We start from the raw sequence: 20812 nt of genomic DNA, 5'->3' as shown, positions 1-20812 counted from the left end.
TCAGAACCTCTCCGGGAACACAAGGGCGAGGACGAGGTAGCCCAGCAGGGCGACGGCCACGACGAGGCCGACGATGTTTTCGGCGGTCACAGCTTCGCCACCCCCTTGGCGACGAGTGCCACCAGCGCGAAGACCGCGATCGTGGTGACGACGAAGGCCACGTCGGCCATCGTGTGCTCCTAGATGAGATTCGGAATTACTGACGTGTTGAGGAAACCGCCTCGTTGGCAGGTTTCGATCGCCGTTGACGCCTCCCTTACGGGCTTTGGCACCGCATTGACGACTCTCTTACGCGCCCCGTTTCAGGCGCCCGCGCGCCCCGTTTCCACCTGGGAAAACACCGATGGGCCGCACCCCCATAGGGAGTGCGGCCCATCGGCTCGCAAACGTATTCACCCCGGCTCGGCCACCGGTCGGGCGCCGTTTCGGCGGCCCGCCCGGGCCCGGCCCGCGGCCGGAATGTCAGCGCACTTCGGTGATTTCCGGCCCGCGCGCGAGCTGGCCCATACCGCCGGAGAACCGGGAGGTCTCCTGGTCCTCCTGCTGGACGCCCTCGGGCACCATCTGCGCGTCGTCCGGCAGCTTCAGGACGATCGGGTCGCGCGGGGCCATCGGGCCCTCGCCGCGGACCACGACCGTGTCCCGGAAGATCTGCTCGAGCAGGCCCGCGGCCTGCGGCTGCACGGCCCCCTGGCCGGAGATCACGCCGCGCAGGAACCAGCGCGGGCCGTCCACGCCCACGAACCTGACCACCTGGAAGCCGCCCGTGCCGTCCGGCAGCTGCACCGGCACCTGTGCGCGCAGCTCCCAGCCGAGCGGCCCCTCGACCTCGTCGATGACACCGCCCTGCTGCGTGATGCCGGAGGCGATCTCCTCACGGACCTCGCCCCAGATGCCCTCGCGCTTGGGGGCGGCGAAGCCCTGGAGCTGGACGGCGCTGTCCTGGAGCACGACGGTGGCCGCGACGATCGCGTCACCGGCGACCTCCACCCGCAGCTCCATGCCCTCCACCCCCGGCACGAAGAGGCCGCCCAGGTCCACCCGGCCCTCGCCGGGCTCATGGACCTCGGAGACGTCCCACGGGCCGTCGGGGCGCGGCTCGGGCTCGAGGCGCACGCGCTGCGACCCGCCGCCGTCCGCTACGCCCTCGTCATCGTTCCCGGTGCCGTCGACGACCTGCTCGGCCTCGCCCGCCGCGTCCTCGGCGGCACTGCTCTTCTTGCGACGTCCGAACACGTCACTGTCCTTCCCGGTCGGATACGACCGACGCGTATCGATTCCCACCCGTTTGTTCACCCGCGCTGACGCCCACGGCGGCATGGCCTCCGGTGGACCCGAAGCCCCCCTCGGCCCGCACCGAGCCGGGAAGCTCCGCCACCTCCTGGAAGCGCACCTTCTCGACCTGTTGGACGACCAGTTGGGCAATCCGGTCGAAGCGCTCGAACCGCACGCTCTCGCGCGGGTCGAGATTCACCACGATCACCTTGATCTCCCCACGGTACCCGGCATCAATCGTCCCCGGGGCATTCACCATGGCGACACCGCAGCGGGCGGCGAGGCCCGACCGGGGGTGCACGAAGGCCGCGTACCCCTCGGGCAGCGCGATGGACACCCCCGTCGGCAGCACCGCCCGTTCACCGGGCGCGAGTTCGCACGCCTCGGTCGTCCGCACATCGGCACCGGCATCGCCGGGCTGCGCGTACGCCGGCAGCGGTACGTCGGGGTCGACGCGCCTGATCAGCACGTCCAGAGGGGCAGGGTGGGTCACGGGTTCACCTCGAAGGCGCGGGCGCGCCGGATCTGGTCCGGGTCGTTCATGGCCGCCCGGATCTCCTGCGGGCGGCCGTTGTCGATGAAGTGGTCCACCTTGACCTCGATGAAGAGGGCGTCGGCACGCACGGCGACGGGGCCGTCGGGCCCGCCGATGCGTCCGGTGGCGGTGGAGTAGATCTTCCGCCCGGCGACGGCGGTCACCTCGGCCTCCAGATAGAGCACGGTGCCCACGGGCACCGGCCGCCGGAAGTCGGTCTCGAGGCGACCGGTCACCGCGATCACCCGCAGCAGCCAGTTCAGGGCGCCGAGCGTCTCGTCGAGCGCGGAGGCGAGCACGCCGCCGTGCGCGAGGCCCGGCGCGCCCTGGTGCGCCTCGCGCACCGTGAACTCGGCGGTGATGGCGACGCCTTCGCCGGCCCGCGCCTCCAGGTGCAGCCCGTGGGCCTGCCCCGCCCCGCATCCGAAGCAGTGTTCGTAGTGCGCGCCGATGAGCTCGCCGGGCGCGGGCGCGTCCGGGTGGCGGACGGGCGGTTCGGCGTCCGCCGGGGGCGTCAGAGCTGCTGATGTACCACTCACAGGCGCAGACCTTACCTCCGCGTCAGCGGCCGTCGCGCACCGTGCCAAGCTTGGCTTCATGCAGCCTTACGAAGAACGCCTGACCGCGCCCCGTTCGTGGTGGCTCGTCTCGGTCCTCGTCGGTATCGGCGCGGGCCTGACGATGCTGCCGTTCGGCACCCTGCCGCTGCTCGGCGGCCTGGTCGGCGGGACGGCGCTCGCGGCGGTCGTCACCAGCGCGTACGGCTCGGTGCGGATCCGCGTCGTGGCGGGCTCCCTGGTCGCGGGCGAGGCGAGGATCCCGGTGACGGCCCTGGGCGAGGCCGAGCCCCTGGAGGAGGCCGAGGCCCGCGCCTGGCGCACCCACAAGGCGGACCCGCGCGCGTTCATGGTGCTGCGCAGCTACATCCCGACGGCCCTGCGGGTGGAAGTGACGGACCCCGAGGACCCCACTCCGTACGTGTACGTGTCGACTCGGAACCCCGAGGCCCTGGCGGCGGCGCTGAACGCCGTGCGCGCGGCGCAGTAGCCCCCCGCCGCAGCCCGGCGGTGCCGAACCGACCGAAGCGGCGTCCTGACCCGCCGCGGGCGCGGACTCAGCCGCCGAGCTCCTTGGGCCGCCGCTTCGACCCCAGGTGCAGCGGGTCGGCGGGCGCCTCCAGCGGAGGTAGTCCCGCGAGGGCGTCCCACGGCACCTGAGCCCGACGCAAGTCCTTGCGCACCCGCTCGGCGAGCTTCTTGGTGTCCCGGCGGTTCATCACGGCGCCGACCGCCGCGCCCACCATGAAGGGCAGCAGGTTCGGCAGGTTCCGCACCATGCGCTTCATGATCTGCTGCCGCAGTTCGCGCTTCATATGGCCGCCGAGGGCCGCGTTGATCGACGTGGGCTTGGCCACGTCGATGCCGCGCTCCTCGGTCCAGGCGTGCAGATACGCCGCGCTGCGCTCCTTGAGATTGCCCTCGGGCCGCCGCCCGTAGACCTCGTGCAGCTCGGCGATCAGCTTCAGCTCTATGGCCGCGACGCCGGTGATCTCGGCGGCCAGCTCGGCGGGCATCGCGGGCGGCACGGGCAGCATCGCCGCCGCGCCGACTCCGGCGCCCACCGTGGAGGTCGCGTTCGCCGCGCCCGCGATGAGCTTGTCCGCGAGCTGCTCGGGGCCGAGGCCCGGGAACTGCTTGCGGAGCGTCGCCAGGTCGCGGACGGGCACCCGTGGCGCGTTCTCGATGATCCGGTCGGCGAGATAGCCGATGCCCGCCTTGGCGCCGCGCCCGCCGCGGCGCGCCCCGTTCTTCAGTCCGTTCGTGACGGCGGCGAACCTGCGGCCCTTGGTCGAGGACCCCTGGTCTTCCGCCGTGGTGCCGTCCCCGTACCGCAGGGCGTCCGCCGCTTCGAGGGCGGACGTCTCCGGCACGTCCGGTGCGGAACCGTGCACCGGCGCGGGAACTGCTTCGTACGCCGCCTCAGCGGCCTTGTGTGCCCCCGTGGCGCCCTCGCCCTGCTCCGCCGCGCCGGCCGAGTCGAGCGAGGCCCCAGGGCCCCGCTCGCCGTCCGACGCGCGCTCGGGCACGTCCGCGTCCGCTCCCTGGTCCTGGAAGCGGTGCTTCCTGGGCGGGGTCGAGCCTGTCACGGCCGACCCTGCCTCAGTCGCAGTCGCGGCAGATGGGCTGGCCGTTCTTCTCCCTGGCCAGCTGGCTGCGGTGGTGCACCAGGAAGCAGCTCATGCAGGTGAACTCGTCCTGCTGCTTGGGGAGCACGCGCACGGCGAGCTCCTCGTTGGACAGGTCGGCGCCGGGGAGCTCGAGGCCCTCGGCGGCCTCGAACTCGTCGACGTCCACGGTCGAGGTCGACTTGTCGTTCCGCCTCGCCTTGAGTTCCTCGATGCTGTCCTCGTTGAGGTCGTCATCGGTCTTGCGTGGGGTGTCGTAGTCCGTTGCCATGTCGCTCTCCCCCTCTGGGTGTCTGCGGTGTCTCAGCGCACGTAACGCGTGAGAGGCCGGACTTGTGCCCGACCTGAGGCGGAGATTTTGCCTCACATCAAGGTCTGTTACTCAATCGACACCCAACCGCACCCCTGAAGAGGTGATCGGTTTGGATGGCGATCGGGACCGTACACGGTCCGAATGTCGCACTTCACGGGCGCCACCCCGTGTACTTCCCGTGATCAAGACCCCTGAAAACCCGGATTTTCCCGGCTTTCCGGCGACTTCAACAGTCACGGAGAGTAGATGGCCGAAAATTCGCCTCTGTGATCGATCACACAGGAATCTCCGAGGATCAGGTCCCGAAAATTCCGCGCAAAGCGAACATCCTGGCGCTTCCGCGGCAGCATCTCAGATCGGCAGGGTGACTCGCATCACGAGCCCACCCCCCTCGCGCGGCTCCGCGATGATACGGCCCCCGTGGGCGCGCGCCACCGACCGGGCGATGGACAGGCCGAGTCCCACGCCCTTGTCGCTGCCGGTGCGCTCCGTGCGGAGCCTGCGGAAGGGCTCGAAGAGGTTGTCGATCTCGTACGCGGGCACGACGGGTCCGGTGTTGGTCACCACGAGGACGGCCTGGCCGTGCTGGGCCTCCGTGGTCACCTCGACCCAGCCGCCCTCCTTCACGTTGTAGCGAACGGCGTTCTGTACGAGGTTCAGCGCGATGCGCTCCAGGAGGACGCCGTTGCCCTGGACGACCACGAGGCCCCGCTCGCCGCGGATCTCGACGCCCTTCTCCTCGGCCTCCGCCCGGGCCTGGTCCACGGCGCGGTTGGCGACCTCGGCGAGGTCCACGGGCTTGCGCTCGACGAGCTGGTTGTCGCTGCGGGCGAGCAGCAGCAGGCCCTCCACGAGCTGCTCGCTGCGCTCGTTGGTGGCCAGCAGGGTCTTGCCGAGCTGCTGCAGCTCCACGGGTGCGCCGGGGTCGGACAGGTGCACTTCGAGGAGCGTGCGGTTGATCGCGAGCGGGGTGCGCAGTTCGTGCGAGGCGTTGCCGACGAAGCGCTGCTGGGCGGTGAAGGCGCGCTCCAGGCGGTCCAGCATCTCGTCGAAGGTGTCCGACAGCTCCTTCAACTCGTCGTCGGGGCCGTCCAGTTCGATGCGGCGGCTCAGGTCCGTGCCGGCCACCCTGCGGGCCGTGCGGGTGATGCGGCCGAGCGGGGACAGGACGCGGCCCGCCATCGCGTACCCGAAGGCGAAGGCGATGACGGCGAGGCCGAGCAGGGCGAGCAGCGAGCGGCTGAGCAGGTTGTCCAGGGCGTGCTGGCGCTGCTGGCTCACGCAGTCGTTGATCGCCTGGTTGAACTCGTTCGGCGAGGCCGACTGGGGCAGGTTGCAGGACTCGCTGGTCACCTTGCCGGAGACGATCTTGAAGGGCAGTTCGTTGCCCACGTTCAGCGCCTGCGCGGCCAGCAGATAGATGATCGAGAGCAACAGGATGCCCGCGATCAGGAACATGCCGCCGTACAGCAGCGTGAGCCGTATACGGATGGTGGGGCGCAGCCACGGGAAGGGCGCCTCGACCTTCCTCGGGTCCCACGTCGGCTTCGGGGGCGCCGCGGGGGGCGCCGGGGTCGCGGCCACCGGGTCAGATCCGGTAGCCGGAGCCCGGCACGGTCACGATGACGGCGGGCTCGCCGAGCTTGCGGCGCAGGGTCATGACCGTGACGCGCACGACGTTCGTGAACGGGTCCGTGTTCTCGTCCCAGGCTTTCTCCAGGAGCTGCTCGGCCGAGACCACCGCGCCCTCGCTGCGCAGCAGCACCTCAAGGACGGCGAACTCCTTGGGCGCGAGCTGGATCTCCTTGCCGTCCCGGAACACCTCGCGGCGGTTCGGGTCGAGCTTGATGCCGGCGCGCTCCAGGACGGGCGGCAGTGGCACGCTGGTGCGCCGCCCGAGGGCGCGCACGCGGGCCGTGAGCTCGCTGAACGCGAACGGCTTGGGCAGATAGTCGTCCGCGCCGATCTCCAGGCCCTCGACGCGGTCGCTGACATCGCCGGACGCGGTGAGCATCAGGACGCGGGTCGGCATGCCGAGCTCGACGATCTTGCGGCAGACGTCGTCGCCGTGGACGACGGGGAGGTCGCGGTCCAGGACGACCACGTCGTAGTCGTTCACGCCGATGCGTTCCAGGGCGGCCGCGCCGTCGTACACGACGTCGACGGCCATGGCCTCCCGGCGCAGTCCGGTGGCCACCGCATCGGCGAGCAGCTGCTCGTCCTCGACGACGAGTACGCGCACGTCGCTTGTCCTTCCTCTGTGCCCCGCGCACGGTCGCGGCAGGGCAGGTCTTTACGTGGAGTGAGACCTCCATCCTGCCCCTTTCGGCCATAAACCGGCTGTAAGGCGGTCCGGAGCCCCGGGAATGCGGGATTTTCTCGTCCGGTTGAGGTTTCCGTGGAAGAGGGTGCGGGGAGGACGGCCTTACACCCGCGATCACGCTTCGTATGTGGCACGCCACGACCTGCTTCACGCAGCGGGCGTCGGACGTGATCGCCCCTTCTCCACGGCACACCCCCGTGCCATCGACCCACGACCCAGCCGAGGGGGCGCAACCATGGACGCATTCACCGCAGGTCTCCTGCAGCGCATAAAGACCACGGAGTCCGACCTCACGCGGGCCCGCGAGACGGGCGACGACTTCCTTGCCGAGGTCGAACTGGCCGAGCTGGAAGACCTTCACCGCCTGGCCGCCGAGCACGGCGTGGAGGTCGCTGCCCCGATCTCCTGACACGTCCTGACCGGGATGTCTCCAGCGTCCGGTCCGGTGTGAACGCGACAGGGCCCCGGCACCTCGCAGGAGGTGCCGGGGCCCTGTCGTGCCGGGCGTCAGTCGTGCCAGGCACCGAGGTCGTCGAGGAGGGTCTGGAGCTGCTCGAAGAGGCCGGGCGGGCCCGCCACCGCCAGCTCGCCCGAGAGGGGCTCTCCTGGGCGGCCGCCGGTCAGGGCGCCCGCCTCCCGGGCGACCAGGTCGCCGGCCGCGAAGTCCCAGGGATTCAGGCCGCGTTCGTAGTACGCGTCGAGGCGGCCCGCCGCCACGTCGCACAGGTCGATGGCCGCGGAGCCGGCGCGCCGGATGTCCCGCACGCGCGGCAGCAGCTGCCGGACGACCTCGGCCTGGTGGGCCCGTCGCTCGGCGATGTACCCGAAACCGGTGCCGATGAGTGCCTGCTCGAACGGCGGCGCCGGGCGGACCCGGGCGGGCCGGTCGCCGACGTACGCGCCCTGGCCGAGGACCGCGCGGAAGGTCTCGCCGCGCACGGGCGCGTGCACGACGCCGACGAGGGTCTCGCCGTCCTTGCGGGCGGCGATCGACACCGCCCAGTCCGGGCGGCCGTACAGGTAGTTCACGGTGCCGTCGATGGGGTCGATGATCCACTGGACGCCGCTGGTGCCCTCGGAGCTCGCGCCCTCCTCGCCGAGCACGCCGTCGCCGGGCCTGCGGTCGGCGAAGAAGTCCGTGATCAGCTTCTCGGAGGCGATGTCCATCTCGGTGACGACGTCGACGGCGCTGCTCTTGGTCGCGGCGACGCCGAGGTCGGCCGGGCGGCCGTCGCGCAGCAGCTCACCTGCGCGGCTCGCGGCTTCCAGGGCGACGGCGAGCAGTTCGGCCTTGAGCCGGTCCTGCGGGGCGGGGTCGGTCACGGTGCTCCTTGGTGCGGGCGGGGGGCCGCGCGCTAGGCGTACGGACTGTCGGCGCCCGCGGCCGCGGGCTTCGGGGTGCGGGCCGGGCAGCAGCCCACCGGGCACAGGTCGTGGCTCGGGCCGAGCGCGCCCAGGGCGCACGGCGTCACCGCGCGCCCGCTCTCGGCGGCGGCGCGCTCCAGGACGAGCTCGCGGACCGCGGCGGCGAACCGCGGGTCGGCGCCGACGGTGGCCGAGCGGCGCACCGGCAGGGCCAGCTCCGCCGCCTTCGCGGCGCACCGGCAGGCCCAGCTCCGCCGCCTTCGCGGTGGCCTCGGTGTCGAGGTCGTACAGCACCTCCATGTGGTCCGAGACGAAGCCGATCGGGACCATGACCACGGCGGGGGCGCCGGCCGCGTGCCGCTCCTCCAGGTGGTCGCAGATGTCGGGCTCCAGCCAGGGGATGTGCGGGGCGCCGCTGCGCGATTGGTAGACGAGCTGCCAGGGGTGGTCGGCGCCGGTCTCCTCGCGCACCGCGTCGGCGACGAGGCGGGCGACGTCCAGGTGCTGGCGCACATAGGCGCCGCCGTCGCCGTGGTCCTCGACGCGGCCGGAGGTGTCGGCCGCGGCGGTGGGGATGGAGTGCGTCGTGAAGGCCAGGTGCGCGCCCTCGCGCACCTCTTCGGGGAGGTCGGCCAGGGACTTGAGGACGCCGTCGATCACGGGGCGCACGAAGCCGGGGTGGTTGAAGTAGTGCCGCAGCTTGTCCACGCGGGGCAGTTCGAGGCCCTCCTCGCGGAGCGTGGCGAGGGCCGCCGCGAGGTCCTCGCGGTACTGCCTGCAGCCCGAATACGACGCGTACGCGCTGGTGGCGAGGACCAGGACGCGGCGGCGGCCGTCCTGGACCAGCTCGCGCAGGGTGTCCGTCAGATACGGCGACCAGTTGCGGTTGCCCCAGTACACCGGCAGGTCGAGGCCGTGCTCCGCGAAGTCCTTGCGCAGGGCGTCCAGGAGGGTGCGGTTCTGGTCGTTGATGGGGCTCACGCCGCCGAAGAGGAAGTAGTGCTGCCCCACCTCCTTCAGGCGCTCCTTGGGGATGCCGCGGCCACGCGTCACGTTCTCCAGGAACGGGACGACGTCGTCCGGTCCTTCGGGGCCGCCGAACGAGAGCAGCAGCAGGGCGTCGTACGGAGTGGGATCCAGCGCTTCGGACATGTCTTTGATCCTGCCACCCGCCACTGACAGGCGGGAAACCGCCGTCCGGCGGCTGCCGGAAACCGGTCGGCGCCCGCGCGGAAACTCCGGTGCGCGCGCCCCCTCGGACCCGTAAGCTGTATCGGCCATCTTCACGCCTTACCGGAGCCCGCTGGCCGAGTGCTCCGACGCCCCCGCGGAGTCCACACGTGCCGAGCCCCTACCGCGCCATATTCGCCGCCCCCGGCTCCAAGGGGTTCTCCGTCGCGGGCTTCCTCGGGCGGATGCCGCTGTCGATGATGGGCATCGGCATCGTGACGATGGTGTCCCAGCTCACCGGGCGGTACGGCCTCGCGGGCGCGCTGGCGGCCACCGTCGCGCTGTCCGCCGCGGCGATCGGCCCGCAGATCTCCCGGCTCGTGGACCGGCACGGCCAGCGGCGGGTGCTCAGGCCCGCGACGCTGATGTCCCTGATCGCGGTGGCGGGACTGCTGCTGGCCGCGAAGTTCGAGGCGCCGGACTGGACGCTGTTCGTCTTCGCCGCGCTCGTCGGCTGCGTACCGAGCGTGGGCTCGATGGTCCGCGCCCGCTGGGCGGCCCTGTACCGCGACACCCCGCAGCTGCACACGGCGTACTCCTTCGAGTCCGTCGTGGACGAGATCTGCTTCATCTTCGGACCGATCATCTCGATCGGCTTGTCCACGGCGTGGTTCCCCGAAGCCGGGCCTCTCCTTGCGGGCTGTTTTCTCGCCGTGGGCGTCTTCTGGCTGACGGCGCAGCGTGCCACCGAGCCGGTGCCGCATCCGCGCGAACACCACACCGGGGGCTCGGCGTTGCGGTCCGGCGGACTGCAGGTGCTCGTCGCCACGTTCGTCGCGACCGGCGCGATCTTCGGCGCCGTCGACGTGGTCACGGTGGCGTTCGCCGAGGACGAGGGGCACAAGGGCGCCGCGAGCCTGGTGCTCGCCGTCTACGCGCTCGGGTCGTGCCTGGCGGGGGTCGGATTCGGGCTGCTGCACTTCAAGGGGGCGCCCGCCCGTCGATGGCTGCTGGGTGTCTGCGCGATGGCCGTGAGTATGATCCCGCTTCAACTGGTCGGGAACCTTCCGTTTCTGGCCGCGGCGCTCTTCGTCGCGGGCCTGTCCATCGCGCCGACGATGATCACGACGATGGCCCTCGTCGAACGGCACGTACCACGCGCCAAGCTCACCGAAGGCATGACCTGGGTCAGCACGGGACTCGCCGTCGGGGTGGCGCTCGGCTCCTCCGTGGCCGGCTGGGTGATCGACGCCGAGGGGGCCCGCGCGGGGTACGCGGTCCCGGGGGTGGCCGGGGCCGTCGCGGTGATGGTGGGATTCCTGGGGTATCGCCGGCTGCAGCGGCCGGTTCCGCGACGGGGAGGGACCCATGAGCACGGGAACGGGCAGGGGAACGGAAGCGGGAGCGGGCACCAGGAGGGGAACGACCGGCGGGAAGAGGCCGGCGACCTGGCGTAACTGGGCCGGCACCGTCGCCGCGCGCCCCGCGCGCGAGGCCACGCCCGCCTCGGTGGACGAACTCGTCACGGCCGTCCGCGGCGCCAAGGAGGACGGCCTGACCGTCAAGCCCGTCGGCGCCGGTCACTCCTTCACGGCCGCCGCCGCGACCGACGGCCTCCTGGTGCGGCCCGACCTCCTCACCGGCATCCGGAACATCGACCGCACGGCCGGCACCGTGACCGTGGAGGCGGGCACCCCGCTCAAGCGCCTGAACGCCGCGCTCGCCCGCGAGGGCCTGTCGCTGACGAACATGGGCGACATCATGGAACAGACGGTCTCCGGAGCCGTCAGCACCGGCACGCACGGCACGGGCCGCGAATCGGCGTCGATCGCCGCGCAGATCACGGCGCTTGAACTGGTCACCGCTGACGGCCGGGTCCTGACGTGCTCCAAGGACGAGCATCCCGACGTCTTCGCCGCCGCCCGGATCGGGCTCGGCGCGCTCGGTGTCATCAGCGCGATCACGTTCTCCGTAGAGCCCATTTTCTTCCTCATGGCCCGCGAGGAACCGATGACCTTCGACCGGGTCACCGCCGACTTCGACCAACTCGTCACCGAGAACGAGCACTTCGAGTTCTACTGGTTCCCGCACACCGGCAACTGCACCACCAAGCGCAACAACCGCAGCGTCGGTCCCGCCGCTCCCCCGAGCGCGATCAGCGCCTTCGTAGAGGACGAACTCCTCTCCAACGGCTTGTTCCAGGTGGTCAATTCGCTCGGCCGGGCCGTGCCCGCCACCATCCCCACCATCGCGAAGATCTCCAGCAAGGCCCTGTCCGCCCGCACCTACACGGACATCCCCTACAAGGTCTTCACCAGCCCGCGCCGGGTGCGCTTCGTGGAGATGGAGTACGCCGTCCCGCGCGAGGCCCTGGTCGAGACGCTGCGCGAACTGAAGTCGATGATCGAGCGGTCGCCGCTGCGCGTCAGCTTCCCCGTGGAGGTCCGCACGGCCCCCGCGGACGACATCGCGCTCTCGACGGCCTCGGGCCGCGAGAGCGCGTACATCGCCGTCCATCTGTACAAGGGCACGCCGTTCCGCAGGTACTTCAGCGCCGCGGAGCAGATCTTCACCGCCCACGAGGGGCGGCCGCACTGGGGCAAGCTCCACACCCGTGACGCCGCCTACCTGGCCAAGGCGTATCCGCGCTTCGCCGAGTTCACCGCCCTGCGCGACCGGCTCGACCCGGACCGGCTGTTCGGCAATCCCTATCTGCGGCGGGTGCTCGGCGACTGACAGCGCGCGGGCGCCGGTTCACTCCGTGCGCCGGGTCACTGCTCCGGCGTCTGCTGCTGCTCCTGGACGCTGCCGTTGCCGTCACCGGTGCCTGTGCCCGCGCCGCCGCCGTTCGACGTGGTCGGCGTGGGCGTCGGGGTCGGCGTCGGCGTGGGCGTGGGCGTCGGGTCGGTCTTGGAGCCGTCGTCGCCCGAGTCACCGCCGTTGCCCTTGTCGGTGCCACTGCCGGTGTCGCCGCCCTGCTCCTTGCCGGAGTCCTTCCCGGAGCCGGTGCCCGAGCCGGTGTCGTCACCGGGCGAGGGCTTGCCGGACGGGTCGTCGGCCGTGCCGCCGTCCTGCTGCGAACCGTCGTCCGTGCCGGACGTGCCGCCGTCCGACGGCTGGTCGGAGTCGTCGGTGGAGGGCCGGTCGTTCGACTTGGACGAGTTGCTGCCCCTGAAGACGTCGACGACCGAGGTGCCCTTGTCGTCACCGCTGAAGCTCTTGCCGCTCACCAGCTCGTACGTGGTGATTCCGGCGAGGGAGACTCCGAAGACCAGCGCCGCGGCGATCAGCGGCCGCTTCCAGCTCCGCACGCGCGTGCGGTGCGTGGTGCCTTCGGAGAACTCGTCCGAGGGGAGCGGGGGTTCGGCGGGTGCCGTGGGAGCACCGGTCGCCGAGGGGCCCGCCTGGTGCAGGACGCGGGTCTCCTGGTCGCGCGGCAGGAACTGGGTGGCGTCGGCGGCGCCGAGCATCCGGGTCTTCTCGGGGTCGGTCCCCACGACGGGGAGCGCCGTCGTGGGGTCGGCCGGGTCGACCGTCGGCAGCGCCGCGGTCGGATCGGCGGGATCGAGCGCCGGGAGCGCCGTCGTGGGGTCGGCAGCATGGACTGCCGGGAGCGCCGTCGTCGGGTCGGCCGCGTCGGCCGTCGGCAGCGCCGTCGTGGAGTCGGCGTCCATGGCCGCCCTCCCCCACGTCGTGGTGACCGGGCCCGTCCCCGTGGCGTACCCAGGAGCGGTGCGGGCATCCGGATACGTCCCCGTGGCGCCCGAGTGCGCCGCCGCCCTGAACGTCCCCGGCACCGGCGTGGCCTGCGTCACCGGCACTTGCTGGGCCTTCGGTTTGGCCTGCACCGCCACGTCGCGTATCTGCTCGCCCGTACGCGAGAAGAAGTGCTGGAAGACCGTGCCGCCGCAGGTGGCGATGCCGCTCACCACGCCGGCGCCGAGGATCGTTCCGTAGACGCCGAAGGAGGAGGCGAGCTTCGCGGCCACGACGGCGGCCACGGCGCTCCCTGCCACCTGCGGCACACTCAGTTCGAACCGCTTCTTCTCCGGCTCACCCTCCGTCGCGTCCTTCGACTCCGCCGTACCCTTCGACTCGGCGCCGGTTACCGGCTTTTCACGCATCTGCGGACCTTGCCTGCCTTTCTCGACTTCACGTATGACTTACGCGTTCACGTATGAGCTACGCGAGGTACATGAGAAAGGGACGTATGTCCGAAGCGAATAGTTCCGGTTCTGGCCTTTTCGTGAAGGACGCCACCCCTGAGCAGGGCACTCGCGTCACGGGCTGACGCCAACTCCCTTCCCCCGTGAGAAGTTCGGCGGCGTGCCGGTCCACCCGGGTGGCCCGAATGGAGTAGTGTTGCGAGCCCTGGGTCCGGTCTCCAGCCAGGGTGCCCGGGACCAGCCAGGACCGCCGGGAAGGGGCCCGCTGCACAGGGTGACGAGAATGGTCACTTAGCGTTGCGAATAGGTAACCGTGCCATAACGGCGTTCCAGGGCCCATGCCCGACACGCCGGGCAACTCGGCAAGGTTGTGGCAGGCTGCACCCGGGCAGGCCACACTCGACTAGCGGAAGCAGCGACGCACGTGACGTCGGCAGGCACCACCCGGGAGGTCCCCATGCCCGAACTGCGTGTCGTGGCCGTCAGCAACGACGGCACACGGCTGGTGCTGAAGGCTGCGGACAGCACGGAGTACACGCTTCCGATCGACGAACGGCTGCGCGCCGCCGTGCGCGGCGACCGGCCGCGGCTCGGACAGATCGAGATCGAGGTGGAGAGCCACCTCCGCCCCCGTGACATCCAGGCCCGTATACGTGCCGGTGCCAGTGCGGAAGAGGTCGCCTCGCTCGCCGGTATCCCCGTCGACCGAGTCCGCCGCTTCGAAGGCCCCGTGCTCGCCGAGCGTGCCTTCATGGCCGAGCGGGCCCGGAAGACGCCCGTGCGCCGCCCCGGCGAGAACACCGGCCCCCAGCTCGGTGAGGCCGTCCAGGAGCGGTTGCTGCTGCGCGGCGCCGACAAGGAGTCGGTCCAGTGGGACTCCTGGCGCCGCGACGACGGCACCTGGGAGGTCCTGCTCGTCTACCGCGTCGCGACCGAGCCGCACTCCGCGAGCTGGACGTACGACCCGCCCCGGCGGCTCGTCCAGGCCGTCGACGACGAGGCTCGCGCCCTGATCGGCGAGACCGACGACATCGCGGCGCCCGAGCCCAGCTTCCCGTTCGTGCCGCGCATCGCGCGGCTCCCCCGGGACCGGCCGCTCGACCGCGCCCTGGAGCGCCCCGGCGCCCCGGCGTCGGAGCCCGAGCAGGAGCCGGAGGCGCCCGCCGCCGAGCAGGAGCGTGAACGCGACTCGCTCACCAGCCTCCTGGAGGCCGTGCCGAGCTTCCGCGGCGACATGGTCGTCCCGGAGCGCCCCGCCACGACACCCGCCGAACTTCCGTCCGCACAGGAGGAGCCCGAGCAGGAGCCGGAGGCCGAGGAACCCCCGGCGACGGCCGCCGGCGCCGGCTCCGCCTACGCGGACGTCCTGATGCCGCGCGCCGTGGCCAGCCACCGCGACCGCCTCGTCGGCTCCACGGACCGGCAGGCCGAGGCCGACGGCGTCCGCCCCGGCCGCCGCGCCGCCGTCCCGAGCTGGGACGAGATCGTGTTCGGCACCCGGCGCAAGAAACAGGAGTAGGCGCCCGGCAGACAGGAACGAGCGCCGGGCGTGCGCCGTCCAGGCGAGGTGAGAACCTGATGAAGGGCCCGTACGCGAAATGCGTACGGGCCCTTCACGCGTCACCCACAACCCGGCCAGGGGACGGCGACTTGGACCCCGCCCCCGCGCAGCGCTACTGCGGCTCCGCCCCCGTGGCCACCGGCCGCTGTGGATCCGACGACCACTCCGACCACGACCCGACGTACAGCGCCGCCGGAATCCCGGCCACCGCGAGCGCGAGGACCTGGTGGGCTCCGGAGACGCCCGAGCCGCAGTACACGCCCACCTGAGAAGTGCCGGAGGCGCCCAGGGACTTGAAGCGGGCCGCCAGCTCCTCGGCGGGACGGAAGCGGCCGTCGGCGGCGACGTTCTCCGTGGTGGGCGCCGAGACCGCGCCCGGGATGTGGCCGCCGACGCGGTCGATCGGCTCGACGTCGCCGCGGTAGCGCTCGGCGGCGCGCGCGTCCAGGAGCAGGCCCGAGCGGGCGAGGGACGCCGCGCCGTCCGCGTCCAGCAGCTCCACGGAACCCGGCACCGGCACGAAGGTGCCCTCGGCCGCGGCGGTCGCCTCGCCGGTCTCCAGCTCGCCCGTCCACGCCGCGAGCCCGCCGTCGAGGACCCGCACCGCCGGGTGGCCCGTCCAGCGCAGCAGCCACCAGGCGCGCGCGGCCGCCCAGCCCTGCCCGCCGTCGTACACGACGACCGGCCGGTCCGCCGAGACCCCGGCCGCCCGCATCACCGCGCCGAAGTGGTCGACATCCGGAAGAGGATGCCGCCCCCCGGCACCCGCGGGACCCGCGAGATCGGCGTCGAGATCGACGAACACGGCCCCCGGAAGATGCCCGCCGGCGTACGCCGCCCGGCCGTCGAAGGGCGGCTCACCGGCCGCCTTGGCCACGCTCAACTGCCAGCGGACGTCGAGCAGCACTGGCGGGTTCTGGTCCGCCAGCTCGCTCGCGAGTTCGGATGCGGAGATGATGGCATTCATGGCCCCCATCCTTGCGTACGGGGTGGCCGCCACGCCCCGCTCCGGATAACCTGCTCGGCCGGACCCGCCCGGACACGCGGCGTACGGAAACGGGCACGCCGCGTACCGCAGATGGACACAACCCTGCAATCGCGTGTTAACGGATGAGAAATGGCAAACCGGGCATCCTCCGCGAGGATGCCCGCGAGCGCGGCGCGGCCGGGCCGCGCCGGGCGACAGGTGGTGCGAGCATCTGCACGGACGGGCATACGCGCGGCGAGGGTACGCGCGTTCGGACGAGGAACCGAAGCGGAATCGAAGCGGAGTGGCAACGGCTGGGCGACGACGGATGACTGCTGACAGACAACGGATGTCACATCTCGGACTCTGTCGGTCGTAGTACGTCGCCCGGTCGTCGAAGTCACGAGGGCCCGAGGAGAGAGTGACGATGACCGAGGCACGGTGGCCGGACGACCGGCGCGCCCGGAGCGCGCGGCACACACCCGGCACGCCCTGCTGGGTGAGCCTGATGGCGCACGACGTGGCTGCGACCCAGGAGTTCTACGCGGCACTTTTCGGCTGGACGTACCGGCCCGGGCCCCAGCAGCTCGGCCCCTATGTGCGGGCGCTGCTCGACGGCTACGAGGTGGCGGGCATCGGGCAGCTGCCCGACCGGCAGCTGCCCATCGCGTGGACGCCCTATCTGGCGTCGGACGACGCGGACTCGACGGCCGAGACGGTGCGGCACTGCGGCGGCACGGTGGGGGTCGGGCCGTTGGTCGCGGGCAAGGCGGGGCGCATGGCGGTCGCGTCGGACCCGGCGGGCGCGGTGTTCGGCATCTGGCAGGCGGCGGCGCACACGGGCGCGGGCGTCGCGGGAGTGCCGGGCACGGTGACCTGGAACGAGCTCCTGACCCGCGAGACGGTGGAGGTGGCGAAGTTCTACCAGACGATTTTCGGATTCGCCGAAGAGGCGGCCACCACACCCGGTTTGGACTACCTGACGCTGTCCCTGGAGGGCCGTCCGGTGGCGTCGGTGCGGGGCGTGGGCCAGGAGCTGCCGCGCGACCGGGGGGCGCACTGGATGACGTACTTCGAGACGGTGGACGTGGACGCGTCGGCGGCGCGGGTGGTCGAGCTCGGCGGCCATGTGGTGCGGCCCGCCGAGCCCGGCAGGTACGGGCGGGTCGCGACGGTCGCCGACCCCGAAGGCGCGATCTTCACCCTCATCCGCTCGGAGCGGAACGCCGCCAAGTGACCGCCACCGAGTGACCGCCTCCGGGTGCCGGGGGCCGGGTGACCGCCACCAAGTGCCCTAGGAGCGTTCCAGGGTGTCGACCGGCAGGACGTCGGGGGACAGCGCGCCCGCGCGGGCGGAGGCCGCCGTCATGCGGCGCTGGTGGTGACGGCGGCACAGCACTTCGTAACCCACCTCGTCGGGCGCCTGGTTGACGTCGCCGACGACGACCTGGGCGCCCTCGACGACCATCTCGCCGCCGCTGGTGCGGGCGTTGTGCGTGGCGCGGGCGCCGCACCAGCACAGGGCCTCGACCTGGAGGACCTCGACGCGGTCGGCGAGTTCGACGAGGCGCTGCGAGCCGGGGAACAGCTTGGAGCGGAAGTCGGTGGTGATGCCGAACGCGAAGACGTCCAGGCCCAGGTCGTCGACGACACGGGCGAGCTGGTCGATCTGTTCGGGCGAGAGGAACTGGGCCTCGTCGGCGATCACGTAGTCGGCGCGGGCACCGCGCGAGAGGTGGTCGACGAGGTAGGCGTACATGTCGAGGTCGTCGGCCACCTCGATGGCCTCGGTGACCAGGCCGAGCCGTGAGGAGAGCTTGCCGGCGCCCGCGCGGTCGTTGCGCGCGAAGATCATGCCCTGCAGGCCGCGCGCCGAGCGGTTGTGCTCGATCTGCAGCGCGAGGGTGCTCTTCCCGCAGTCCATCGTTCCGGAGAAGAACACCAGCTCAGGCATGGGGGGTTGAGCGCCTTTCGGTCAGTGCGCGGAACCGTACGAGGCGTGCGCGGTGGTACGAGGTGAAGGTGCCGTCGGCCGGCAGGGGGATGAGCCGGCGCGGACGTCGAGAAGCAGCTAGGAGCGTACTTCGAGGAGCGGCACGAGTTGTTCGGCGGGGGTCATGGAGCCGTGGTTGCCGACCATCAGGGACTCCTTGGGCTCCTTCTGGGAGGCGATGATGAGGACGTCGTCGTGGGCGGCGGCGACGATGTCGCCGATGCGTCCGTGGACGCGCTCGTCGATCCGGGGGCCGAACCAGCCGGCCGCGATCGCCTCCTCGCGGGAGGCGACCCAGAACTGCTCGCCGAGCACCTCGCGCCAGACGGTGAGGACGTCGGTCTCGGCGCCGGGCACGGCGTACACGTGCCGGGCGCGGCCCTCCCCGCCGAGCAGGGCGACTCCGGCGCGCAGCTCCCAGTCCTCGTCGAAGTCGATGCGCGACGCGTCGTCGAAGGGGATGTCGATCATGCCGTGGTCGGCGGTGATGTAGAGGGCGCTGCGGGGCGGGAGCTGTTCCGCGAGGCGCTGGGCGAGGCGGTCGACGTACATGAGCTGCCCGCGCCAGGCGTCGGAGTCGACGCCGAAGCGGTGGCCCTTGCCGTCGACTTCGGCGTAGTACGTGTACACCAGGGCGCGGTCGGCGGCGGCGAGTTGCTCCGCGGCGAGGTCCATGCGGTCCTCGCCGGAGAGGCGGCCGCGGAAGGTGCCGCCGCTGAGGGCGACCTTGGTGAGCGGGGTGTGCTCGAAGGTCGGTGAGGAGACCTGGGCGGTGTGGATGCCCGCGTCGTGGGCGCGCTGGAAGATCGTCGGGTACGGCTGCCAGGCGTGCGGGTCGGTCCAGGGCCGCCAGCGGAGCTGGTTCATCAGCTCGCCGGTGCCGGGGTCGCGGACGGTGTACCCGGGCAGGCCGTGGGCGCCGGGCGGCAGGCCGGTGCCGACGGAGGCGAGGGACGTCGCCGTGGTGGCGGGGAAGCCCGCGGTGATGGGGCGGCCGGTGCCGCCGCGCGAGGAGGCGAGGAGCGAGGTCAGGAAGGGCGCTTCGGCGGGGTGGGCGCGCAGTTGCTCCCAGCCGAGGCCGTCGATGAGGAACACGCAGTTCCGGTCGGCGGCGGCGAGCTCGGGGATGACCGGTGCGAAGCCGTCGATTTCCTGGTGGGCGGCCAGTGTGGGCAGCAGGTCCGCGAGCGAGCCCGCGCCGTACTCGGGCCGGGGGGCGGTGTCCAGGGCGAGGGGCTGGACGTCGTCCCAGGCGGCGGAGGCGGGGGCGGGCGCGGAGCGCCCTCCGTCAGGGGCGGTGGCGGGAGACGGGTGGGACATCAGCGGCCGGTGTCCGTGCCGGCCGCGGTGGCCTCGGAGAGCGCCTGGGCGAAGGCGAGGGTCTGGCGGACGGCGTCGGGGCCGTCGCCGGCCTCGCTGACGCGCAGGCTGAGGTCGTCGGCGGTGGAGCTGCCCGTGTAGCCGTGGTCGGCCTCGCAGTTGGGGTCGCCGCAGGCGGCGGGCTCCAGGTCGATGCGGGCGACGGCGCCCCAGCCGATGGTCAGGACGACCTCGCGGGGCAGGGACCCCGGAACGTACTTCTCCGGGTTGGCGACGACGCGGCTGACGACGACCGACGAGATCCGGCCGATCTTCACGGATTCCGTGGAGGTGGTGGCGTACGGCGTCGGGGATGTGGAGTCGGCGGCCTGCTCGTCGGTGTGGCTGACGATGAAGCGGGTGTCCGTGAGCACGAGGACCGTCACATGGCGGCGCACTTCGTTCGCGTCGAACGTGGTCTCCTGGTGGACCAGGTACGACCCGATGGTCTCGCCGCCGATCGCGGCCTCCACCGCCTCGGCCACGAGGGCCGGGTAATAGCCGCTGCGCTCGATCGCCGCGCGCAGCCCCTGGGTCGTCGTACCGGTCTTTGCCATGCCGCCCATCCTACGACCCGGCGCCTGCGCCGAGGTGCCAGTGGCCGTGTGGGCGCCCGGTGTGCGCCGTCCGGACGCGCGGGCGGGGCGCCCCTCTGGGGCGGACGGGAACCGGCCGGTACGCGCGCGTGGGCGCCGGTTCAGTACGCGGGCAGGGTACGAGGGCCCAGGTCGTCGCGGGCGGGCGGCGGGGCGAGACGGACGGTGGCGCTGAGGACGGACAGCCCCTCCTGGGCGACGACGACCGGCTCCAGCGCGACCGTGACCACTTCGGGGTGGTCGTCGACGAGCCGCGAGAGACGCATCAGGAGCTCTTCGAGGGCGGCGGTGTCCACGGGCGCCGAACCGCGCCAGCCGAACAGGAGGGGGGCCGTCCGGATCGACCGGACCAGGTTTCCCGCCTCCCGGTCGGTGACCGGAATCAGTCGGTGGGCGGTGTCCCCGAGCAGCTCGGAGGCCGCGCCCGCGAGGCCGAAGGAGAGCACGGCGCCCGCCACCGGGTCGTGTCCGGCGCGCACGACGGTGTCCACGCCGCGGGCGACCATGGCCTGCACGACCGGGCGCAGCTCGGCGGGCCTGCCGAGGGTGTGGGTCAGTTCGCGGTAGGCGCGGCGCAGTTGTTCCTCGTCGGCGAGGTCGAGGCGGACGCCGCCGAGGTCGGGGCGGTGGCGCAGGTGGGGCGCGGTGGTCTTGAGGGCGACGGGGTACCCGGCGTCGCGGGCCGCGCGCGCGGCGGTGTCGGCGTCGGGGGCGGGCAGGGCCTGGTGCACGCCGATGCCGTACCGCCCGAGCAGGTGGCGGGCGTCGTCCGCCTCCAGGGTGAGGCCGCGGGGGTCGGCGGCCTTGGCGAGGAGGTGCTCGATGAGATCGCCCGCGCCCTGCTCGTCGATGTCGTCGTACTCGGGCACCTTGCCGGGGTCGGCGATGTCGCGGCGCCACTGGGCGTACTTGACGGCTTCGGCGAGGGCGCGGACGGCGCGTTCGGCGGCGGGGTAGGCGGGGATGCGGTGGTGGGGCGGGGGTTCGGGGGCCCGGGGCGGGGG

General features: G+C 72.3%; 21 protein-coding genes and 1 pseudogene. 6 read left to right on the top strand and 16 right to left on the bottom strand.

Features of this window, described 5'->3' with window-relative positions; genetic code table 11:
* From kdpF to STRAU_RS04760, 4 genes are all read right to left on the bottom strand, one after another.
* The gene (kdpF, locus tag STRAU_RS39550; RefSeq protein ID WP_033264828.1) at positions 1-90 is read right to left on the bottom strand and encodes a K(+)-transporting ATPase subunit F; all 90 of its coding nucleotides are present in this window, start codon (positions 88-90) and stop codon (positions 1-3) included.
* A gap of 372 nt (positions 91-462) precedes the next feature.
* A complete protein-coding gene (locus tag STRAU_RS04770) occupies positions 463-1236 on the bottom strand; it encodes a DUF3710 domain-containing protein (RefSeq protein WP_037657569.1) in 774 nt (257 codons plus the stop codon).
* A gap of 1 nt (position 1237) precedes the next feature.
* The gene (gene dut / locus STRAU_RS04765; RefSeq protein ID WP_016639105.1) at positions 1238-1744 is read right to left on the bottom strand and encodes a dUTP diphosphatase; all 507 of its coding nucleotides are present in this window, start codon (positions 1742-1744) and stop codon (positions 1238-1240) included.
* A 20-nt stretch (positions 1745-1764) separates the two neighbouring features.
* The gene (locus STRAU_RS04760; protein ID WP_016639104.1) at positions 1765-2349 is read right to left on the bottom strand and encodes a PaaI family thioesterase; all 585 of its coding nucleotides are present in this window, start codon (positions 2347-2349) and stop codon (positions 1765-1767) included.
* Between the two features lie 58 nt (positions 2350-2407).
* Here STRAU_RS04760 and STRAU_RS04755 point away from each other — a divergent pair, with 58 nt between their 5' ends.
* Positions 2408-2857, top strand: a complete 450-nt coding sequence (locus STRAU_RS04755) for a DUF3093 domain-containing protein (protein ID WP_016639103.1) — start codon at positions 2408-2410, stop codon at positions 2855-2857.
* 67 nt (positions 2858-2924) lie between these two features.
* On the opposite strand, the gene STRAU_RS04750 is transcribed toward STRAU_RS04755, so the two are convergent.
* The 4 genes from STRAU_RS04750 to STRAU_RS04735 all read right to left on the bottom strand — a co-directional run bounded on the left by STRAU_RS04750 (position 2925) and on the right by STRAU_RS04735 (position 6550).
* Positions 2925-3956 (bottom strand): hypothetical protein, encoded by a 1032-nt coding sequence (locus STRAU_RS04750; protein WP_016639102.1) that lies wholly within the window; start codon positions 3954-3956, stop codon positions 2925-2927.
* 13 nt (positions 3957-3969) lie between these two features.
* The gene (locus STRAU_RS04745) at positions 3970-4266 is read right to left on the bottom strand and encodes a DUF4193 domain-containing protein (RefSeq protein ID WP_003951337.1); all 297 of its coding nucleotides are present in this window, start codon (positions 4264-4266) and stop codon (positions 3970-3972) included.
* A 393-nt stretch (positions 4267-4659) separates the two neighbouring features.
* Positions 4660-5892 (bottom strand): sensor histidine kinase, encoded by a 1233-nt coding sequence (locus STRAU_RS04740; RefSeq protein ID WP_016639101.1) that lies wholly within the window; start codon positions 5890-5892, stop codon positions 4660-4662.
* 4 nt (positions 5893-5896) lie between these two features.
* The gene (locus tag STRAU_RS04735) at positions 5897-6550 is read right to left on the bottom strand and encodes a response regulator transcription factor (protein WP_016639100.1); all 654 of its coding nucleotides are present in this window, start codon (positions 6548-6550) and stop codon (positions 5897-5899) included.
* A 316-nt stretch (positions 6551-6866) separates the two neighbouring features.
* On the opposite strand from STRAU_RS04735, the gene STRAU_RS42855 reads away from it, so the two are divergent.
* Positions 6867-7040: a hypothetical protein gene (locus STRAU_RS42855; RefSeq protein ID WP_016639099.1), complete on the top strand. Its 174-nt coding sequence runs from the start codon at positions 6867-6869 to the stop codon at positions 7038-7040.
* 98 nt (positions 7041-7138) lie between these two features.
* On the opposite strand, the gene STRAU_RS04730 is transcribed toward STRAU_RS42855, so the two are convergent.
* Both STRAU_RS04730 and STRAU_RS04725 read right to left on the bottom strand, forming a co-directional pair.
* Positions 7139-7954, bottom strand: coding sequence for an inositol monophosphatase family protein (locus STRAU_RS04730; RefSeq protein ID WP_037657567.1), 816 nt, complete (start codon positions 7952-7954; stop codon positions 7139-7141).
* A 32-nt stretch (positions 7955-7986) separates the two neighbouring features.
* A pseudogene (locus tag STRAU_RS04725) lies at positions 7987-9148 on the bottom strand (ferrochelatase).
* Positions 9149-9336: 188 nt separating this feature from the next.
* Between STRAU_RS04725 and STRAU_RS04720 the strand changes: the two are divergent.
* On the top strand, positions 9337-10623 hold the full coding sequence (locus STRAU_RS04720) for an MFS transporter (protein WP_016639097.1): 1287 nt from the start codon (positions 9337-9339) through the stop codon (positions 10621-10623).
* The gene (locus tag STRAU_RS04715; RefSeq protein ID WP_078620968.1) at positions 10535-11902 is read left to right on the top strand and encodes a D-arabinono-1,4-lactone oxidase; all 1368 of its coding nucleotides are present in this window, start codon (positions 10535-10537) and stop codon (positions 11900-11902) included. The genes STRAU_RS04720 and STRAU_RS04715 overlap by 89 nt, the downstream gene beginning before the upstream one ends.
* Before the next feature lie 35 nt (positions 11903-11937).
* Here the strand turns inward: STRAU_RS04715 and STRAU_RS42245 are convergent, their stop codons facing one another.
* The gene (locus tag STRAU_RS42245; RefSeq protein ID WP_016639095.1) at positions 11938-13290 is read right to left on the bottom strand and encodes a hypothetical protein; all 1353 of its coding nucleotides are present in this window, start codon (positions 13288-13290) and stop codon (positions 11938-11940) included.
* 499 nt (positions 13291-13789) lie between these two features.
* On the opposite strand from STRAU_RS42245, the gene sepH reads away from it, so the two are divergent.
* Complete coding sequence (gene sepH / locus STRAU_RS04705) at positions 13790-14851, top strand: septation protein SepH (RefSeq protein WP_016639094.1); 1062 nt, start codon at positions 13790-13792, stop codon at positions 14849-14851.
* A gap of 154 nt (positions 14852-15005) precedes the next feature.
* Here sepH and STRAU_RS04700 read toward each other — a convergent pair whose 3' ends face one another.
* Positions 15006-15860 carry a sulfurtransferase gene (locus STRAU_RS04700; protein ID WP_016639093.1) on the bottom strand — a complete coding sequence of 285 codons (855 nt, stop codon included), beginning with the start codon at positions 15858-15860 and terminating at the stop codon, positions 15006-15008.
* Positions 15861-16287: 427 nt separating this feature from the next.
* Here STRAU_RS04700 and STRAU_RS04695 point away from each other — a divergent pair, with 427 nt between their 5' ends.
* Positions 16288-17097, top strand: a complete 810-nt coding sequence (locus tag STRAU_RS04695) for a VOC family protein (protein WP_037657564.1) — start codon at positions 16288-16290, stop codon at positions 17095-17097.
* Between the two features lie 57 nt (positions 17098-17154).
* Here STRAU_RS04695 and STRAU_RS04690 read toward each other — a convergent pair whose 3' ends face one another.
* The 4 genes from STRAU_RS04690 to STRAU_RS04675 form a co-directional block, all read right to left on the bottom strand.
* A complete protein-coding gene (locus tag STRAU_RS04690) occupies positions 17155-17814 on the bottom strand; it encodes a thymidine kinase (protein ID WP_016639091.1) in 660 nt (219 codons plus the stop codon).
* Positions 17815-17931: 117 nt separating this feature from the next.
* Positions 17932-19173: an alkaline phosphatase family protein gene (locus STRAU_RS04685; protein ID WP_016639090.1), complete on the bottom strand. Its 1242-nt coding sequence runs from the start codon at positions 19171-19173 to the stop codon at positions 17932-17934.
* Positions 19173-19769, bottom strand: a complete 597-nt coding sequence (locus STRAU_RS04680) for a DUF5998 family protein (RefSeq protein ID WP_037657561.1) — start codon at positions 19767-19769, stop codon at positions 19173-19175. The genes STRAU_RS04685 and STRAU_RS04680 overlap by 1 nt, the downstream gene beginning before the upstream one ends.
* A gap of 140 nt (positions 19770-19909) precedes the next feature.
* A partial coding sequence (locus STRAU_RS04675; protein ID WP_037657558.1) for an acetate--CoA ligase family protein occupies positions 19910-20812 on the bottom strand: 903 nt, incomplete at its 5' end.

This window comes from Streptomyces aurantiacus JA 4570, from assembly GCF_000414115.1.
GTDB classification, from domain to species: domain Bacteria; phylum Actinomycetota; class Actinomycetes; order Streptomycetales; family Streptomycetaceae; genus Streptomyces; species Streptomyces aurantiacus_A.
Note: the sequence above shows the minus strand (reverse complement) of the source record. Positions and strands in the feature narration are given on the sequence as shown.

What these genes read in the sequence shown, in the direction of transcription:
- STRAU_RS04700 (WP_016639093.1), bottom strand. Translation starts at nt 15,860, where the DNA reads ATGAATGCCATCATCTCCGCATCCGAACTCGCGAGCGAGCTGGCGGAC.
- STRAU_RS04680 (WP_037657561.1), bottom strand. Translation starts at nt 19,769, where the DNA reads ATGGCAAAGACCGGTACGACGACCCAGGGGCTGCGCGCGGCGATCGAG.
- STRAU_RS04690 (WP_016639091.1), bottom strand. Translation starts at nt 17,814, where the DNA reads ATGCCTGAGCTGGTGTTCTTCTCCGGAACGATGGACTGCGGGAAGAGC.
- STRAU_RS04685 (WP_016639090.1), bottom strand. Translation starts at nt 19,173, where the DNA reads ATGTCCCACCCGTCTCCCGCCACCGCCCCTGACGGAGGGCGCTCCGCG.
- STRAU_RS04695 (WP_037657564.1), top strand. Translation starts at nt 16,288, where the DNA reads ATGACCGAGGCACGGTGGCCGGACGACCGGCGCGCCCGGAGCGCGCGG.
- STRAU_RS04715 (WP_078620968.1), top strand. Translation starts at nt 10,535, where the DNA reads ATGAGCACGGGAACGGGCAGGGGAACGGAAGCGGGAGCGGGCACCAGG.
- sepH (WP_016639094.1), top strand. Translation starts at nt 13,790, where the DNA reads ATGCCCGAACTGCGTGTCGTGGCCGTCAGCAACGACGGCACACGGCTG.
- STRAU_RS04745 (WP_003951337.1), bottom strand. Translation starts at nt 4,266, where the DNA reads ATGGCAACGGACTACGACACCCCACGCAAGACCGATGACGACCTCAAC.
- STRAU_RS42245 (WP_016639095.1), bottom strand. Translation starts at nt 13,290, where the DNA reads ATGCGTGAAAAGCCGGTAACCGGCGCCGAGTCGAAGGGTACGGCGGAG.
- STRAU_RS04755 (WP_016639103.1), top strand. Translation starts at nt 2,408, where the DNA reads ATGCAGCCTTACGAAGAACGCCTGACCGCGCCCCGTTCGTGGTGGCTC.
- STRAU_RS42855 (WP_016639099.1), top strand. Translation starts at nt 6,867, where the DNA reads ATGGACGCATTCACCGCAGGTCTCCTGCAGCGCATAAAGACCACGGAG.